This window comes from Janthinobacterium sp. TB1-E2, from assembly GCF_036885605.1.
GTDB classification, from domain to species: domain Bacteria; phylum Pseudomonadota; class Gammaproteobacteria; order Burkholderiales; family Burkholderiaceae_D; genus Janthinobacterium; species Janthinobacterium aestuarii.
Genome location: NZ_CP142523.1, coordinates 4,652,747 through 4,666,955 on the forward strand (window position 1 = coordinate 4,652,747; position 14,209 = coordinate 4,666,955).

16 protein-coding genes are annotated in these 14,209 nt (G+C 64.4%); 8 read left to right on the top strand and 8 right to left on the bottom strand.

Features of this window, described 5'->3' with window-relative positions; genetic code table 11:
• Positions 1-23 precede the first annotated feature (23 nt).
• Positions 24-260: a DUF3820 family protein gene (locus OPV09_RS20880; RefSeq protein WP_034749909.1), complete on the top strand. Its 237-nt coding sequence runs from the start codon at positions 24-26 to the stop codon at positions 258-260.
• A gap of 20 nt (positions 261-280) precedes the next feature.
• Here OPV09_RS20880 and OPV09_RS20885 read toward each other — a convergent pair whose 3' ends face one another.
• The gene (locus OPV09_RS20885) at positions 281-664 is read right to left on the bottom strand and encodes a glutaredoxin domain-containing protein (protein WP_034749913.1); all 384 of its coding nucleotides are present in this window, start codon (positions 662-664) and stop codon (positions 281-283) included.
• Positions 665-789: 125 nt separating this feature from the next.
• Here OPV09_RS20885 and OPV09_RS20890 point away from each other — a divergent pair, with 125 nt between their 5' ends.
• Complete coding sequence (locus tag OPV09_RS20890) at positions 790-1,305, top strand: hypothetical protein (protein ID WP_331777977.1); 516 nt, start codon at positions 790-792, stop codon at positions 1,303-1,305.
• Here the strand turns inward: OPV09_RS20890 and OPV09_RS20895 are convergent.
• Together OPV09_RS20895 and OPV09_RS20900 are read right to left on the bottom strand one after the other, a co-directional pair.
• Positions 1,302-1,979 carry a GNAT family N-acetyltransferase gene (locus OPV09_RS20895; RefSeq protein WP_338679283.1) on the bottom strand — a complete coding sequence of 226 codons (678 nt, stop codon included), beginning with the start codon at positions 1,977-1,979 and terminating at the stop codon, positions 1,302-1,304. The genes OPV09_RS20890 and OPV09_RS20895 overlap by 4 nt on opposite strands.
• Before the next feature lie 55 nt (positions 1,980-2,034).
• On the bottom strand, positions 2,035-2,523 hold the full coding sequence (locus OPV09_RS20900) for an Lrp/AsnC family transcriptional regulator (protein ID WP_338679284.1): 489 nt from the start codon (positions 2,521-2,523) through the stop codon (positions 2,035-2,037).
• Between the two features lie 76 nt (positions 2,524-2,599).
• Here OPV09_RS20900 and OPV09_RS20905 point away from each other — a divergent pair, with 76 nt between their 5' ends.
• Complete coding sequence (locus tag OPV09_RS20905; protein ID WP_319992866.1) at positions 2,600-3,493, top strand: DMT family transporter; 894 nt, start codon at positions 2,600-2,602, stop codon at positions 3,491-3,493.
• A 19-nt stretch (positions 3,494-3,512) separates the two neighbouring features.
• Here the strand turns inward: OPV09_RS20905 and OPV09_RS20910 are convergent, their stop codons facing one another.
• Positions 3,513-4,697, bottom strand: coding sequence for an MFS transporter (locus OPV09_RS20910; protein ID WP_338679285.1), 1,185 nt, complete (start codon positions 4,695-4,697; stop codon positions 3,513-3,515).
• Positions 4,694-5,800, bottom strand: a complete 1,107-nt coding sequence (locus OPV09_RS20915; RefSeq protein ID WP_338679286.1) for an alpha/beta hydrolase — start codon at positions 5,798-5,800, stop codon at positions 4,694-4,696. Before OPV09_RS20915 ends, OPV09_RS20910 begins: the two co-directional genes overlap by 4 nt.
• A 98-nt stretch (positions 5,801-5,898) precedes the next feature.
• Between OPV09_RS20915 and OPV09_RS20920 the strand changes: the two genes are divergently transcribed.
• Positions 5,899-6,792 carry a LysR family transcriptional regulator gene (locus tag OPV09_RS20920; RefSeq protein WP_338679287.1) on the top strand — a complete coding sequence of 298 codons (894 nt, stop codon included), beginning with the start codon at positions 5,899-5,901 and terminating at the stop codon, positions 6,790-6,792.
• On the opposite strand, the gene OPV09_RS20925 is transcribed toward OPV09_RS20920, so the two are convergent.
• Complete coding sequence (locus OPV09_RS20925) at positions 6,757-7,989, bottom strand: MFS transporter (protein WP_338679288.1); 1,233 nt, start codon at positions 7,987-7,989, stop codon at positions 6,757-6,759. The two genes, OPV09_RS20920 and OPV09_RS20925, sit on opposite strands and share 36 nt — an antisense overlap.
• Before the next feature lie 97 nt (positions 7,990-8,086).
• Here OPV09_RS20925 and OPV09_RS20930 point away from each other — a divergent pair, with 97 nt between their 5' ends.
• Complete coding sequence (locus OPV09_RS20930) at positions 8,087-8,995, top strand: LysR family transcriptional regulator (protein ID WP_072452767.1); 909 nt, start codon at positions 8,087-8,089, stop codon at positions 8,993-8,995.
• A 64-nt stretch (positions 8,996-9,059) separates the two neighbouring features.
• On the top strand, positions 9,060-9,593 hold the full coding sequence (locus tag OPV09_RS20935) for a DUF4256 domain-containing protein (protein ID WP_338679289.1): 534 nt from the start codon (positions 9,060-9,062) through the stop codon (positions 9,591-9,593).
• Between the two features lie 11 nt (positions 9,594-9,604).
• On the opposite strand, the gene OPV09_RS20940 is transcribed toward OPV09_RS20935, so the two are convergent.
• Entirely contained in the window at positions 9,605-11,761 is a 2,157-nt protein-coding gene (locus OPV09_RS20940; RefSeq protein WP_034749929.1) for a putative bifunctional diguanylate cyclase/phosphodiesterase, read from the bottom strand.
• Positions 11,762-11,926: 165 nt separating this feature from the next.
• Complete coding sequence (locus OPV09_RS20945; RefSeq protein ID WP_034749931.1) at positions 11,927-12,853, bottom strand: LysR family transcriptional regulator; 927 nt, start codon at positions 12,851-12,853, stop codon at positions 11,927-11,929.
• A gap of 167 nt (positions 12,854-13,020) precedes the next feature.
• Between OPV09_RS20945 and OPV09_RS20950 the strand changes: the two genes are divergently transcribed.
• Together OPV09_RS20950 and OPV09_RS20955 are read left to right on the top strand one after the other, a co-directional pair.
• Positions 13,021-13,722 carry a pirin family protein gene (locus OPV09_RS20950; RefSeq protein WP_034749933.1) on the top strand — a complete coding sequence of 234 codons (702 nt, stop codon included), beginning with the start codon at positions 13,021-13,023 and terminating at the stop codon, positions 13,720-13,722.
• A gap of 29 nt (positions 13,723-13,751) precedes the next feature.
• Positions 13,752-14,138: a DoxX family protein gene (locus OPV09_RS20955; RefSeq protein ID WP_070224091.1), complete on the top strand. Its 387-nt coding sequence runs from the start codon at positions 13,752-13,754 to the stop codon at positions 14,136-14,138.
• Positions 14,139-14,209 lie beyond the last annotated feature (71 nt).

The following is a 14,209-nucleotide window of genomic DNA, read 5'->3' on the forward strand; positions in this document are numbered from 1 at the left end:
CGCAAGCAAGGGAGGGCAGTAATATGAATTCAGAAAAACTGGCGCTGCTGGTCACGCGCGAAATGCCATATGGGAAATATCAGGGACGGCTGCTGGCCGACTTGCCGGGACACTACCTGGGCTGGTTCGCGCGCGAAGGCTTTCCCTCGGGCGAACTGGGCAGTTTAATCGCGCTGATGTACGAGCTCGACCACAACGACTTAAGGAGCTTGCTCGACCCGCTGCGCACGCGCAAGTCGCCGTGGCGGCCGGGCGAGTAAGGACAGTAGTCAGGCGGGTCTTAGAACTCGCGCACCTTCTTTGCCAGCATGGCGCTGAACTCGCCATTTTCCACGAGTTTTTGCAGTTCGCTGGCGCCGCCGATGAGCACGCCGTTGACGAAGACCATGGGAAACGTCGGCCAGCCCGTCCACATCTTGAGGGCATTGCGGCGGTGCCACTGGTTCAGATAGCTGCCGTATTGCAGGTACTGGTAGGGCGTGCCCAGCACGTCAAGGATCTTGCGCGCCTTGCGCGGAAACGGATTGAGCGCCATGCCGACGACGACCACCTGGTGCGCGGCGATGGCAGCCTGCACCTCGCGCACGATGTCCTTGTGCTTGCTACCGATCAAAGGGCGGGCGGCGGAATGGATCTGGGCTTGGTCAAGGATGGCGCGGGTCATGAAAGTCCTGGGATGAGTGGCACGTGGCGTGCGGATCCACGCATTGTGCCACGCACCCAGCCTGGCGTGGGCTACACTGCGCCTATCGTCCCCTTCGCGTCAAAGATATGCAAGAAATCCACCCCATGCCTGAATGGCGTCGCACCCGCCGCCTGCTCGGCGCTCTTCTGCTGGCCGCCAGCTGCGCCAGCGCCCACGCCGCCGATCCCGGACTTGAAAGCGGCCTGCTCCACGCGCTGCACCTGAAAAAGGGCACGACGGACAGGGTGGGCACCTCGGGCAAGGCCATCGCCGCCTACATGCGCGAAGGCTACATCGGCAAGCGCCCCGAGCAGCGCTTCGACTACACCGATTACTACCTGCTGAAGAAACCGGCCAGCTTCATGGGACATGAACTGGTGCTCATCGAGGAAGAATACATCACGCAATACATAGGCTGCTGCGTCAGCCCCGGGGCCGGCGTGACGGTGAAAGTACGCGGCAACACGCAAAACCTGCAAGCGTTCGCCAGCGCCCAGCACTGCACCCTGACCGACCCAGTCGATATGCAACATGCATTGAGCGAGGTAGCCATCAAGGCCAGGCTGCCCCAAGGCCATTACGCCTCATTGAGCTGCCGCGAACGCGACGCGCAGCCCTAGCGGCTCGATGGCGGATGCCGTATGCCGGCCTGAACAATCGTTGCCGTCGAATAGGGTGATTCGCTATGCCAGCCCAGGCTCGCATACAATTTCGCCCCATCGTCCGTTGCCACCAGCACCCGGCGCGCGCTGGCCGATCGTTGCCTGGCCGCCAGCGCGGCCATCAGCGCCCGCCCCAGCCCCCGGCGCCGGTGGCCGGCCTCGGTGACGATGCGGTCAAAGACAAAGACACCGGCATATTCGACGGCATGGCCGCTGGCGGCAATACCGCCATCTTCGGCCAGAATATGCGCCGTCGTGATTTCCTGTGATGTTGCCACGTCCAGGCGGTAGCCGGCAGGCAGATCCGGCGCCTGCAGAGTGCCTTGATGGGTCATGAAATAGCCGCCGGGGCAAAGTTGCCATCGCGGCGGTAACAGCCCCAGCAATTGCTCCCCGTCGCCACACATCTTGATGAAGATATGCGGGCCGTGGATAGCGGCTGCCAGCGCGCTGATGCCTGGAACAGGTCCCGCAAAAACGTGGCGCCGGATTTCGCCCGGCAAGCCCGTATCGACGCGCCATCCGCCCTGATCGGGCACGGGCAGCGCCAGGCCGCGCGCGATCGAACGTGCCGCCAGCCAGGCGGCAAGCAGGCCGGAATCGGCCAGATTCGACATTCCTTGTTCTTCCAATTTTCATGCTCCTACATTCGTCCCTGTCCCGCTTATGCCAGGGAAAATCTTCCGCCTACCCCAGCGGCACGTGCAAGCCCATCTTCAGGCAAGTCAGTGCCACCGACGTGCGGTAGCGGCGGATATTGTCGTCGCCGCCGAACAGGCGTTCCGTCAGCGCCTCGTATTCGGCCATGCTGCTGGCGGTAATGATCAGCAGGTAATCGGCCTCGCCCGTGATCCCGTAGCACTGCTGGATGGCAGGTTCGGCCATGATGCGCGCGCGCATGCCGGCCGTGCGCTGCGGGTGCTCGTCGTGCAGATGCACTTCCACCGTCAGGATCAGTGGGCGGCCCACGCGGCTCGCGTCGAGCACGGCCACTTCATTGCGGATCACGCCGCTCTCGCGCAGACGGCGGATGCGCCGCTGCACGGCCGGTGCAGACAAGTGCACGGCCTGGGCGATTTCGCGCTGCGATGTCGTGTTATCGCGCTGCAAGATGTCGAGGATGGCCAGGTCGAACGCGTCGAGCGTGAGGGAGGGTGTGAGCGAAAGTTGCGTCATGAAGGTCAAAATGCAGTGCAAAACTCGGAGCAGACACAATAAACTTTCACTATTCCGATATCAAGCCTTTTATCACATGCCATTACGCCGCTATTCCTCGTTGATTCCCCTGCTGGCCATCCTCGGCTCCGTCACCTGCCTGGGACTGGGCACGTCATGGGCCAAGCACAGCCTGTTCCCGCTCGTGGGCGCGCAGGGCACGACGGCCGTGCGCGTGGGCTTTTCCGCGCTGCTGCTGTTGCTGTTCTGGCGCCCGTGGCGCTGGCAGCTGAGCCGTGCCGACCTGCGCACCGTGGCCCTGTACGGCGCCGCGCTGGGCTTGACCAACCTGTGCTTCTACATGGCCTTGCGCACGATCCCGTTCGGCATCGCCGTGGCGATCGAGTTTTCCGGCCCGCTGGCCGTGGCTCTGCTGGCCTCGCGCCGCCCGCTCGACTTCGTCTGGGTGGCGCTGGCCGTGGCGGGACTGGCGCTGCTGCTGCCGCTCGGCCACGACGTCAGCAACCTCGATCCGACGGGCGTGCTGTTCGCCCTGGGCGCTGCCGTCTGCTGGGCCTCGTACATCGTCTTCGGCAAGCGCGCCAGCCATCTGCATGCGGGCCATTCCGTCTCGCTGGGCCTGGCCATGGCCGCGCTGGTGGTCGTGCCCGTCGGGGTGATGCACAGCGGCGCCGCCCTGCTCTCGCCCATCGTGCTGGGCGTAGGCTTGGGCGTGGCCCTCATTTCCAGCGCGATACCGATCTCGCTGGAAATGGTGGCCCTGAAGCGGCTGACGCCGCAAGCGTTCGGCATCATGAGCAGCATGGAGCCGGCCGTGGCCGCCATGCTCGCGTACATCCTGCTCGACGAGCGCCTCGGTGCCGGGCAATGGCTGGCGATTGCCATGATCATGGCCGCGTCGATGGGCAGTTCGTACATGGCGCAGCGCCAGAGACGCGCTGCGCCAGCTGGTGCTCAGGCCCGAATATAAGTCGTGAAGCTGGCATAGATCATGACGATGCCTCGTGCAGCCTGGCCGTGCGCCAGGCCAGCAGCGCGGCCAGCACGAGCAGCGCGGCGCTGGCCATGAAGGTGGCGCGAAAACCGTGGCCATCGAGCAGGATGCCGCCGACGGTCGAACCGAAGGCGATGCACAGCTGGACGACGGCCACCATCAGGCCGCCGCCGGCTTCGGCGTCGGCGGGCAAGGTCTGCGCCAGCCACGACCACCAGCCCGTGGGCGCGGCCGTCGCCAGCAAGCCCCATAGCCCCAGCAGCACGAAGACGGGCGCCAGCTCGGCGCCGAACGCCAGCAAGGCCAGCGCGATGGCGGCCATCAGCAAGGGGATGGCGATGAGCGTGCGGTACAGGCCACGCTGCAGCACGACGCCGATCAGCACCGTGCCGATGAAGCCGGCCACGCCGATCGCCAGCAGCAGCATCGACAAGGTGGGCACGCCGACGCGCGTGACGTTTTCCAGGAACGGTCGCACATAGGTAAACAGCACGAACTGCCCCATGAAGAACGCGCCGACGGCCAGCATGCCCAGGGCGACCTGGCGTCGTTCGAGCAGGCGCAAGACCTGGCCGGAACGGGCCGAACGCGGCGCCGCCGGCATCGATGGCAGGCTGCGCCACTGCCAGGCCAGCGCCAGCAGCGCCACCGGCGCCAGGCACAGGAAGGCGCCGCGCCAGCCGATGCTGGCGCCCAGATAGCTGCCCAGCGGCGCGGCCACCACGGTCGCCAGCGCATTGCCGCCGTTGAAGATGGCCAGCGCCCTGGGCACGCTGTGGCTGGGCACGAGGCGCATCGCCACCGCGACCGACATCGACCAGAAGCCGCCCACCACGACGCCAATCAGCGCGCGCCCCGCCATGTACATCGCGTAGCTGGTGGCCAGCCCCACCACCAGCGCCGACACGCACATCAGGCCCGTCAACAGCAGCAGCAAGGTCTTGCGGTTCATCGATGCCGCCAGGGTAGCGATGGACAGGCTGGCCAGCACGGCGAAGGCGCCCGAGATGGCGATGCCATAGCCGGCCAGGCCTTCGCTGACGCGCAAGTCCGCCGCCAAGGGCGTGAGCAGGCTGACGGGCATGAATTCGGAAGCGATCAGGGTGAACACGCACAGGGTCATGGCAAAGATGCCGCCCCAGAACGCGGGCGCTGCCGCCTCGCTGCGGACCGCGCTCATGCCGCCAGGGCGCGCTGAAAGAACGATGCCAGCTTGTCCCACGGGATCAGGGTCACGCGGTCATACAGGTCGACGTGGCCGGCGCCGGCAACGTAATGGAGCTCCTTCGGCTCGGCGGCGCGCCGGTAGGCATCCTCGCTGAACTCCTTCGAGTGCGCCTGGTCGCCCGTGATGAACAGCAGCGGACGGGGCGAGATCGTCTCGATATCGATGAAGGGATAGAAATTCATGAACTTGACGTTGCTGCTCAAGGTGGGACGGGTGGCGCGCTCGGGCAGCTGGCCGGCAGGGAGGTAGGCGCCGCGCGGCGTGCGGTAGAAGTCGTGGAATTCGCGTTCGATAGCACTTGGGTTGGCGCTCAGCTCGGGCAAGGTGCCGCTCGTGTACGCGGTGGCGCCGCCGGCAAATTCCACCTGGCGCTGGCGCGCGGCCGCAGCGATATAAGCCTGGCGCTGCGCCAGCGTTTGCGTGCGGCGCAAGCCATGGCGGCTGGCGCTGCCCATGTCGTACATGCTCACCGTGGCGACGGCCTTGATGCGCGGGTCGATCTTGGCCGCGCTGATGACAAAGCTGCCGCTGCCGCAAATGCCGATGGCGGCGATGCGTTCGCTGTCGACAACCGCTTGTGCGCCGAGAAAATCGACGGCCGCGCTGAAATCCTCGGCGTAGATGTCGGGCGAGACGGCGTTGCGCGGCTGCCCTTCGCTCTCGCCCCAGAACGACAGGTCCAGCGACAGGGCGACGAAACCCTGCTCGGCCATTCTGGTCGCATACAGGTTCGCGCTTTGCTCCTTGACGGCGCCCATCGGGTGGCCAACGATGATGGCGGCGTGCCGGCGAGCGGGATCCAGCTGCGCCGGCAGGAACAGATTGCCGGCAACCGTCATCTGGTACTGGTTGCGGAAGCGCACCGGCTGTACCGTCACCTTGCCGCTTTTGTAGAAATTGTCGGCGCCATCGGGCATGGCTGGCAAGGCCGGCGCGGCGGTGGCGAAAATGGGTGCGCCCAGGACGGATAGGACGCCCAGTGCCGCCATGCCCGTGCCCGCTGCCTTGACGAATTCGCGGCGGCCAGCGGTCGTTTTCATGCGTGTTGTCTTCATGCCCATGCTCCTTTAAAAGTCAGGGCACCATCTTGACGCAGGCAAGCTCTTTTGATTAGCGGGTACAATCTTGATGTAGTTATGAGAAAAATTCAGCAATGAGCCAAACCAAAGTCAACGATCTGCAAGCATTCCTCGCCGTGGCGCGGGAACGCAGCTTTACCAAGGCCGCCGCCAGGCTGGGCATCACCGCGTCCGCGCTCAGCCATACCATCCGCACCCTGGAAGAACGGCTGGGCGTGCGCCTGCTGGCGCGCACCACGCGCAACGTGGCGCCCACCGACGCGGGCGAAAAGCTCATGCTGGCCATCGCGCCCCTGTTCGAGCAGATCGCCGCCGAGGTCGAGGCGCTGGGCGCGCTGCGCGACAAGCCGCGCGGCACTATCCGCGTCACCTGCACCGACGACCATATCGAACTGCTGCTGCGCCCCATGCTGGCCGGCTTCCTGCGCGACTATCCCGACATCAGCCTGGAACTGGTGGTCGACTACGGCTTTACGAATGTGGTCGAGCAGCGCTTCGACGCCGGCATCCGCCTGGGCGAAGCGATCAGCAAGGACATGATCGCCGTGCGCATCGGCCCCGACTGGCGCCTGGCCGTGGTGGGATCGCCCGCGTATTTCGCGCGCCATGGGGCGCCCGCGACGCCGCATGCGCTGACCGAATACGCTTGCGTGAATATCCGCCACCGGCCCTCTGGCGCCATCTACGCCTGGGAATTCGAAAAGGATGGGCAAGCCTTTGCCGTCAAGGCCGAAGGCCAGCTGGTGTTCAACAGCATCATGCACGTGCTCAATGCGGCGCTCGACGGCATCGGCCTGGCGTATGTGCCCGAGCCCCTGCTGGCGCCCTACCTGGCCGATGGCCGCCTGGTCGAAATCCTCGCCGACTGGTGTCCCACCTTCCAGGGCTACCATCTGTACTACCCGAACCGGCGCCAGGCCACGCCCGCGTTTTCAGCCTTCGTGGAGGCGCTGCGCTACCGCGCCTGATTTCGCCACGTTCCTGCGCGCCAGCCAGGCCAGCGGCAGCAAGGCGAGCAATGCCGCTGCCACGCCGGCCCATGGCGACGACGCCATCATGTGGCGCGAGACCATCAGCGCACCGAGCATGGAACCGAAGGAAATGCCGAGATTAAACGCGGAAATGTTCAGGCCCGAGGCGAAATCGACGGCGTGCGGCGTGTAGCGCTCGGCCGTGGCCAGCATGCCGGCCTGCAATGCGGGCGACAGGCCGAAGGCAAACACGCCCCAGACGAACAGCATCACCGTCATCATCCACTGCGAGCTGATGCTGAGCGCCACGCCCGCTTGCGTGACGGCCAGCAACAGCAGCATCACACGCAAGGCCTTTTGCCAGCCCAGGTGGCTCGTCAGGTAGCCGCCCGCCAGGTTGCCGGCAAAGGTGGCGACGCCGAACACGATCAGCAAGGCGCTGGCCATGGTGGCGGAAAAACCCGTCACGTCCGTCAGGATGGGCGTGATAAACGTGAACGCGGCAAAGCTGCTGCCGAAACCGAACGTCGTCACGGCCATCATGGTGATAATGGGACCGCTGCCCAGGGCCGCCAGCTGCGTCATGGCCTTGCCGCCCTTGCCTTGCTGCAAACCGGCCGGCAGCCAGCGCGCCATGGCGGCCAGGCCCAGCGCGGCCAAGACCACCACGGCAAAGAAGGGCAAACGCCAGCCCATCAGGTTGCCGAGGAAGCTGCCGAACGGCACGCCGATCACCATGGCCAGGGTCAATCCCGCGAACATCACGGAAATCGCCCTGCCCGCCTGCGCCTTGTCCACCAGGCTGGCGGCCACGGTGGCGCCGATGGCAAAGTAGGTGCCGTGCGCCACGGCAGTGATGACCCGCCCCAGCAGCAACAGTTCGAACGTGTGGGAAAACGCTGCCAGCAGGTTACCTGCCAGGAACACACTCATCAGCCCCAGCAGGGCCGCCTTGCGCGGCAGGCGCGACATCAATAGCACCAGCAGCGGCGTGCCGATGGCCAGCGCCAGCGCATACAGGCTCACCAGCGAGCCGGCCGATTCGATGGAAATCCGCAAATCTTTCGCGATGCTTGGCAGGATGCCGACGACGATGAATTCGGTCACGCCGATGGCAAAGGCGCCGACGGCCAGCGCCAGCACGCCGGGCGGCATCTTGCTTGTTTGAGGGGAAACAGGGCTTGCGGTGGTCATGGCATTCTCCGGCTGAGTTCAATCCAGCCAGTGTATCGGGCATTCCGCTTTTGATATAGACTCCGATAATGGAAACACCTGTGAAATGGATTCAATAATGGCCAGGCAAGACATCAACCGCGCGTTCGAGATGGCCGTGTTTGTCGCCGTGGTGGAAACGGGCGCCTTTTCCGCCGCCGCGCGCCGCCTGGCCTTGACGCCGTCGGCCGTGAGCAAGCTCGTCAACCGCCTGGAAGCGCGGCTCGGGGCCCGTTTGCTCCAGCGCAGCACGCGCCAGCTGCACACGACGCCCGAGGGCGACGCCTTCTTCGTGCAGTGCAAGCGCATCCTCGACGACATCGACGGCGCCGAGCGCGAAGCATCGCAGGGCGCGGCGCCGCGCGGACGCTTGCGCATCAACTGTTTCGTGCCGTTCGGCGTGCGCCATCTGCTGCCCATCCTGCCCGAGTTCGCGCAGCGCTATCCCGACATCGTGCTCGACGTCGTCGTCAGCGACGCCATCGTCGACTTGCTGGAAGACCGCACCGACATCGCCATCCGCACGGGCAAGCTGAAGGAATCGAACCTGGTGGCGCGCAAGCTGGGTGAAGATGTGATGGTCGTCGTGGCCTCGCCCGCCTACGCGGCGCGGCACGGCCTGCCGCGCACGCCGCAGGATTTATCCACGCACAATCTGCTGGCGTTCAACTTCCGCTGCCAGAACGAAACCTGGCCCTTCCTCGATGGCGCGGGCGGAACATTGCAGGTGGCGCCGCAGGGCAATACCTGCGTCAGCGATGGCGAAAGCATGCGCCAGCTGGTGCTGGCCGGCATGGGACTGGGACGCTTTTCACGCCATCACGTGCTGCGCGATATCGAGCGGGGCGATTTGATTCCCGTGCTGCAGGACTACAATCCGGGCGACAAGGAACTCGTGCACGCCGTCTTCGTGGGACCGGGCTTGCAAGTGCCGGCCAGGGTGCGCGTGATGCTCGATTATCTGCTGGAAAAAGTGCAGCTGGGGTGAGCGCCGCCTGCCCACATCGCGTCTTATAATCGGCCGTACCATTGAACTTCCAGGGAGCCGCGCCATGCATGATGACTTGATCCATACCTTGCAAACCCGCTTCAGCCAGCACATGCACCGCCATCCGGGATGGACGTGGGACAAGGTGCTGGCGCGGCTGAATGCCGCTCCCGCCAGCCTGGCGGTCTTGGAGCAAATGGAAGACACGGGCGGCGAACCGGACGTCATCGGGCACGCCGGCGACACGGACACCGTCACGTTTTGCGATTGTTCGGGAGAAAGCCCGCTCGGCCGGCGCAGCCTGTGTTTTGATGCTGATGCCCTGGCCGCGCGCAAGGCCAACAAGCCGGCCGGCAGCGCCATGGCCATGGCGCAAACGATGGGAGTCACACTGCTGACGGAAACGCAATACCGCCAGTTGCAGGAGCTGGAACCGTTCGACCGCAAGACCTCGAGCTGGATCGCGACGCCGGACAGCATCCGTGCGCTGGGCGGCGCCCTGTTTTGCGACCGCCGCTATGAGCAGGTCTTCGTCTATCACAATGGCGCCGACTCGTATTATGCGAGCCGGGGTTTCCGTGGCTTGCTGCGCGTCTGACCGCTACGACTTCAGACTGCCTCTTCCAGGCGCAACTGCCGGCCTTCATCGAGCATCAGCTCGAATTCCGCCGCCGGCACGGCCGGGCTGAACAGATAGCCTTGCAGCTGGTCGCAGCCGAGTTCGCGCAGGAAGCGCATCTGCTCGGCCGTTTCCACCCCTTCGGCGACGATTTCCTGGCGCAGCTGCTGCGCCATGGTGACGATGGCGCGGGCGATGGCGCAATCGTTTTCCTCGAACGGCAAGCCGATGACGAACGAGCGGTCGATCTTCAATGTGCTGATGGGGAATTTCTTCAGGTAGGCGAGGCTGGAATAGCCGGTACCGAAGTCGTCCAGCGCCAGCGCCAGGCCCATGGCCACCAGCTGGTTCATGATGTCGATGACCTTGTCGGCGCCGCGCATCAGCAGGCTTTCCGTGATTTCCAGCATGATCTGGTCGGGCCGTACGCCGTAGCGCTCGAGCACGGCCGCTATGCGCGCCGGCAACTGTTCATCGAACTGGCGCGCCGACAGGTTGACGGCGATGGCCGGCATGTGCAGGCCCCGGTCTTCCCAACTGCGGATCTGGCGGCATGCCTCGTCCAGCACCCAGGTGCCCAGCTCCAGAATCAAACTGGTTTCCTCGGCAACGGGGATGAACACGCCGGGTGAGACCATGCCGCGCATCGGATGCTTCCAGCGCAGCAAGGCTTCCGCGCCCACGATGCGTCCGCTGGCCAGGCTCACTTTCGGCTGGTAATGCAATTCCAGCTCCTTGTCACCCAGCGCCAGCCGCATTTCGCTTTCCAGGCGCAAATGCTCCTTGGCCCTGCGGTTCATGTCTTCGCGGTAAAACAGGAAGGTCGATTCGATCGTCTGCCCCGCCTTGGACACGGCCACGTCGGCAAAGCGGAACAGGGCCGGCGCTTCCAGGCCGTCTTCCGGATACACGGTGATGCCGATGCTGGCGCCCACGTGCAGCGCGTGCGCATCGATATTGATCGGCGCCTCGAGCAGGTTGAGCAGCTTTTGCGCCACATTCGCCGCATGTTCGCGCTTTTCGATATGCAGCAGGGCCACGACGAACTTGCTGTTGTCGACGCGCGCCAGGATGTCGGCGTCGCGCAGGGCGCCACGGAACAGCTGGCCGATGGCGATCACCAACTGGTCGCCCACTTCATGGCCCAGGGTGTCGCTGATGGAACCGATGCGGCTGATGTCGATGACCATCAGCGCGCCATGCGTGCCCTGGCGTTTCGCTTCGGCCAGGCCCTGGTCGACCAATTGATTGAGCAGGCAGCGGTTGGGCAAGCCCGTCAGGCTGTCGTAGTTGGCCATGCGCTGCATGCGCGCTTCGGCATCCTTGTGCACCGAGATATCGGAAAACAGGGAAAACACGTGGCTGATTTCGCCGAATTCATCGCGCACGACGCTGATGGTGACGTCTTGCGGAAACAGTTCGCCATTCTTGCGCTTGCCGATGATTTCACCGCGCCAGGAACCGTGCCCGCGCATGGCGGCGCGCACCTTGGCGCGGAAATCGGGGTCGTGCACGCCCGAGCGCAGCAAGTCCGGCGTGCGGCCGATGGCTTCGGCAGGCGAATAGCCGGTGATGCGGCTGAACGAGCTGTTGATCGAGACGATGCGCTCTTCCGCATCCGTGATCAGCACGGCTTGCTCGCTGTCTTCGATGATGCGCGCGTGCAACCTGACCTTGTCCACGTCGGACAGCGGCTCGCTCATGGCCGACAGGCGTACGGCCATGCCGCATGCCTTGCCCGCCTGGTCGTGGATCACGTGGCGGTGCATGCGCAGCCACGTCACCATGCCCGACTTCTTGCGCCGGCGCACATCGGTGGCCACGTCGCCCTGCATGAAATGCAGTTCCAGCACGCTCGCTTCCGCGTCGTCTTCCGGATACAAAAACAGGATGTGCTGGCCCAGCGCCTCGATTTCGGAATAGCCGAACATCTGTTCGGCGCCATGGTTCCAGCCGATCAAAAAGCCGTCGGGATCGATTTCCAGCAAGGCGTCGGGGGGCGCCACGCGCACCACGGGCCGGCTCGCGCCGCGCAGGCGCTCCAGCTCTTCCTCCAGCCGCGCCAGGGTGGCGGCCTGCTGCGGCCCCGCCTGTTCACGGGCATCCTGAGCCAGGCGCAGGCACAGCGCGACCTTCGCCTCAAGCATGGCAACCCCACTCGTGGGCCAGGTCAGGGGAAGGTATCAGGGGCGCTGCGGTGTGTGTAATCATCAAAATCCCACTGTGGGGCATGGAGGTCGGGCAAGAAATACGATTGCAATACTGCGAATATGGTAACTTAAAAATGTTGGCGTATGTCAACATTTTAAGGCCTACGCCGAATGGCCCGGCAGATGCTGCGCCAGGCGGGCAAACACATCCGGTTCGCGCATGCGCGCCATCCACCAGCGCAATGCCGCGCCATCCTCGCCCACTCGCCAGGCCAGGTAAAACGTTTCCGACGGTTTCGGCTCTTCCACGGCCTTTTCCACCAGCAAGCCGCGGGCGATGGCGGCGCGCGCGCACGGCCCCGGCAGGAAGCCAAAGCCCAGCCCCAGCACCTGGTAATCGAACTTGACCTGCATGTTCGGCACGCTCAAGGCATCTTGCCCCAGCAGCAGACCCACCGTGCGCGGCGCCATCTGGCGTGCCGAATCGGCCACCACCACGGCCCGGTGCTGCTGCAGGTGGCCGCGCGACAACGGTTCCCGCACCTGCGCCAGCGGATGCGTGGGCGCCACGGTAAAGACGAAGTCGAGCATGCCGATCGGCTGCGCGATATAGCCGCCGCCCGCCGGTCCGTCGCCGGGCGCGCCCACGAGCAAGTCGGCGCGCCGGTCCAGCAGCGCTTCCCACGTGCCCGACAGGGTATCTTGCGACAGGCGCAGGCGCGTCTGCTGCGCCACGTCGTAAAAGGCGCGCACGTCGTCAGCCAGAGCCACGGCGGAAAACATGGAATCGATGCCGATCGACAATTCCGTTTCCCAGCCGGACGCCACCCTGCGCACGCGGTGCTCGAGGTCCTGCGCCGCCTTCAATAGATAACGGCCCTCTTTCAGCAATTCCTGGCCAGCCGCCGTCAGCATGACTTTCGGGCCATTGCGCTGGAACACTTGCACGCCCAGGTCGTCTTCCAGCTTGGCCACCGTATAGGAAATAGTGGACGGGACTTTATGCAACTCCTTGCCGGCCGACGAGAACGATCCGCGGCGGTCGATGGCGTCAACGATTTGCAGGGCTTCCAGGCTCAGTCTTAACATTCGATTTTTTCGATCATAGGTCGCAAGATTTTCCGTTTTTCTTTCTCTGCTGGGGGGCCTATACTTTGTTCATCGTACAGCGAAGGGCAGAAAAGAAGCCACGGCGTAACGCCAGGCAACGGTCCTTCGAAATTATCGCACATTAACCTTTAGAAACGGAGTCCACCATGTTACAGATTCGTCATAGCGAAGAACGCGGCGCAGCCAACCACGGCTGGCTCAATTCCCACCACAGCTTTTCCTTCGGCAGCTACCATGATCCGCTGCACATGGGCTTTGGCCCCTTGCTGGTGATCAATGAAGACCGGGTCACGCCTGGCCAGGGTTTCGGCACACACGGCCACCGCGACATGGAAATCATTTCGTATGTGCTCGACGGCGCGCTGGAACACAAGGACAGCATGGGCACGGGCTCCGTCCTGCACTACGGCGATGTGCAGCGCATGAGCGCCGGCAGCGGCGTGCGCCACAGCGAGTTCAACCACTCGGCAACGGAGGGCTTGCACTTCCTGCAGATCTGGATCCAGCCGAACGTGACGGGCATTCCGCCCAGCTATGAAGAGAAACACTTCACGCCGGAAAGCAAACGGGGCAAGCTGCGCCTGATCGCCTCCTCCGACGGCCGCCAGGGTTCCGTGCTGATCCACCAGAATGCGGCCATCTACGCCAGCATCCTGCAGGAAGGCGAACAGGCCGAACATGCGCTGGAAGAAGGCCGCCTCGCCTATGTGCACCTGATCCGCGGCAGCCTGGTCGTCAACGGCACGCCGTTGAAAGCGGGCGATGCGCTGAAGCTGACGCAGGAAGCCAGCGTGATCATCACTCAGCCGGAAGATGCGGAATTCCTGCTCTTCGACCTGCCTAAATAATTGATAAATATATTAAGAAAGAGAAAATCATGGAAAACAGAACCAACGTATTGCTGCCCCTCGGCCGTGCCGCCCTTGGCGTGCTGTTCTTTGTCTCGGGCTTGCTGAAAATCGGCGGCTTTGCCGGTGTGGCCGGCTACATGGCCAGCCAGGGCTTGCCGATCGCCAATATCTTGCTGGTGGGCGTGATCGTGCTGGAAGTGGGCGGCGGCTTGCTCTTGATCACGGGCTGGCAGGCGCGCTGGGCGGCGCTGGCCCTGGCGCTGTTCCTGATCCCGACCACCGTGATCTTCCACGCCTTCTGGAGCGCCGATGCGGCCCACTTCCAGGACCAGCTGACGAACTTCCTGAAGAACCTGTCCATCTTCGGCGGCATGCTCTTGCTGGTGGAACGCGGCTTTCGCCAGGCCAAGTAAGGCCAAGGCTGCCTGACCGGACGGGTCCGTCATCGACGCGGCCCGCCCGGCCGGCAGCCTGTCACCGTTTT

What these genes read in the sequence shown, in the direction of transcription:
- OPV09_RS20940 (WP_034749929.1), bottom strand. Translation starts at nt 11,761, where the DNA reads ATGCTTGAGGCGAAGGTCGCGCTGTGCCTGCGCCTGGCTCAGGATGCC.
- OPV09_RS20880 (WP_034749909.1), top strand. Translation starts at nt 24, where the DNA reads ATGAATTCAGAAAAACTGGCGCTGCTGGTCACGCGCGAAATGCCATAT.
- OPV09_RS20920 (WP_338679287.1), top strand. Translation starts at nt 5,899, where the DNA reads ATGAGCCAAACCAAAGTCAACGATCTGCAAGCATTCCTCGCCGTGGCG.
- OPV09_RS20935 (WP_338679289.1), top strand. Translation starts at nt 9,060, where the DNA reads ATGCATGATGACTTGATCCATACCTTGCAAACCCGCTTCAGCCAGCAC.
- OPV09_RS20915 (WP_338679286.1), bottom strand. Translation starts at nt 5,800, where the DNA reads ATGAAGACAACACGCATGAAAACGACCGCTGGCCGCCGCGAATTCGTC.
- OPV09_RS20910 (WP_338679285.1), bottom strand. Translation starts at nt 4,697, where the DNA reads ATGAGCGCGGTCCGCAGCGAGGCGGCAGCGCCCGCGTTCTGGGGCGGC.
- OPV09_RS20955 (WP_070224091.1), top strand. Translation starts at nt 13,752, where the DNA reads ATGGAAAACAGAACCAACGTATTGCTGCCCCTCGGCCGTGCCGCCCTT.
- OPV09_RS20950 (WP_034749933.1), top strand. Translation starts at nt 13,021, where the DNA reads ATGTTACAGATTCGTCATAGCGAAGAACGCGGCGCAGCCAACCACGGC.
- OPV09_RS20905 (WP_319992866.1), top strand. Translation starts at nt 2,600, where the DNA reads ATGCCATTACGCCGCTATTCCTCGTTGATTCCCCTGCTGGCCATCCTC.
- OPV09_RS20925 (WP_338679288.1), bottom strand. Translation starts at nt 7,989, where the DNA reads ATGACCACCGCAAGCCCTGTTTCCCCTCAAACAAGCAAGATGCCGCCC.
- OPV09_RS20945 (WP_034749931.1), bottom strand. Translation starts at nt 12,853, where the DNA reads ATGTTAAGACTGAGCCTGGAAGCCCTGCAAATCGTTGACGCCATCGAC.
- OPV09_RS20930 (WP_072452767.1), top strand. Translation starts at nt 8,087, where the DNA reads ATGGCCAGGCAAGACATCAACCGCGCGTTCGAGATGGCCGTGTTTGTC.
- OPV09_RS20900 (WP_338679284.1), bottom strand. Translation starts at nt 2,523, where the DNA reads ATGACGCAACTTTCGCTCACACCCTCCCTCACGCTCGACGCGTTCGAC.
- OPV09_RS20890 (WP_331777977.1), top strand. Translation starts at nt 790, where the DNA reads ATGCCTGAATGGCGTCGCACCCGCCGCCTGCTCGGCGCTCTTCTGCTG.
- OPV09_RS20885 (WP_034749913.1), bottom strand. Translation starts at nt 664, where the DNA reads ATGACCCGCGCCATCCTTGACCAAGCCCAGATCCATTCCGCCGCCCGC.